Source organism: Kurthia populi, assembly GCF_042686175.1.
GTDB classification, from domain to species: Bacteria; Bacillota; Bacilli; order Bacillales_A; family Planococcaceae; genus Kurthia; species Kurthia populi.
In genome coordinates this window covers 1-1,412 of sequence record NZ_JBHUOR010000011.1, presented here as the reverse complement: position 1 = coordinate 1,412, position 1,412 = coordinate 1, and the positions used below count along the sequence as shown (strand labels likewise).

Genomic DNA, 1,412 nt, shown 5'->3' with positions numbered 1-1,412 from the left:
GTTGGAGATTCATATCGTTTAAAAGACCATTTAGCATCTGATGATGCGTGATTTTGTGCACCTTTAAGTAAGCGTTTATGTACATAGATTAGTTGACATTTATACTGATTTAACTCATTAGATGATAACAGTTCATTACTACCGTTAGAATTGAACTGTTCTATAAATAAATTACTCGCCTTATGATAAATGGCATAATTAAAAACATTGGAGCTTTTAATGCCCTTAAACGCATCAATTTTATTAGATGAATAACCTAATCCTTCTTTTCGCTTGTACCATTGCGTCACAGGGTACAAGTAATTTCTAAATAAATCTCTAAGATCATTCTGACTCAAATCTTCCCAACGATTAATTATTTTCATTTTGACATGTTCATCGTCATTTACCATCTCACGCAAATGATAGGATTTCAATAAATCATGTGGATCTAATTCTTTACCTCGAGAATTTTGTGAATCAAAGAATTGGAATGCTTCTTGTTCACTATCGGTCACAATTTGAACTATCGTACATTGATTTGTAAGATATTCTTTATAATTTTCAAGTTCATCTTTATCAAGTTCACCCGTACGCTTAGATAAAATCCTATAATTCATGACAATGGCGTCATTAGATAATTTATTATATTTCTCTTGAAGCAGACTTTGTGTTAAGTCACCTAGACAATACAACAATATAGACAAAGTAGTTAAACGTTGTTGTCCATCTACAATATTGTAGTTTGTACCATTCTCTTCTTTATGTAAGATCACAGAACCAAGTCGATATTCATTCATACCGTTTTTAAATGCTTCATAGGTATCTAAAAACAATGTATTTGTTGATTGCGTACTCCAACTGTATGGACGTTGATATGATGGCAAAATTAGTTTCTTATTGAGCAATTCTTGAATTTTTACGATTTTTAATTCTTCTTCAATTAATGCCATAGCTACTCATCCTTAAACTAATTTTTATTACACTTATATCATTAGTTGATATAACAATTTTTATTAGGTATTCATTGTTCATTATACTCAAACCACTGTATCACAATGTGGGAGAGCGTAAAATATTTTGTGTAAATGAAAAAAACNGCAAAATGGCAATATCAGTGAAGTTTTTCGTAGTCATCTTGAAAAAGCGGTCAATACGCTGTTAGCGCAGGAGTTAACGGCGTTTTTGGACGATGAAAAATACGATCGCATCGGCTTTAACTCTGGCAACTCACGAAATGGTGTGTACGAACGCACGCTGCACACGGAGTATGGCGACTTAAAGCTTGAAATCCCACGTGATCGCAATGGCGATTTTCGTCAACAGACGATTGCGCCGTATAAACGCTCGAACGATACGCTTGAAAATACGGTCATTCACTTGTTTCAAAAAGGCATTACGATGACGGAGATTGCCCACCTCATTGAACGAAT

General features: G+C 33.8%; 2 protein-coding genes. One reads left to right on the top strand and one right to left on the bottom strand.

Annotated features, from left to right (window positions below):
- A partial coding sequence (locus ACFSY7_RS02170; RefSeq protein WP_380146637.1) for a DUF262 domain-containing protein occupies positions 1 to 932 on the bottom strand: 932 nt, incomplete at its 3' end.
- A gap of 160 nt (positions 933 to 1,092) precedes the next feature.
- Between ACFSY7_RS02170 and ACFSY7_RS02165 the strand changes: the two genes are divergently transcribed.
- On the top strand, positions 1,093 to 1,412 hold a 320-nt coding region (locus ACFSY7_RS02165; protein WP_380146638.1), incomplete at its 3' end, for a transposase.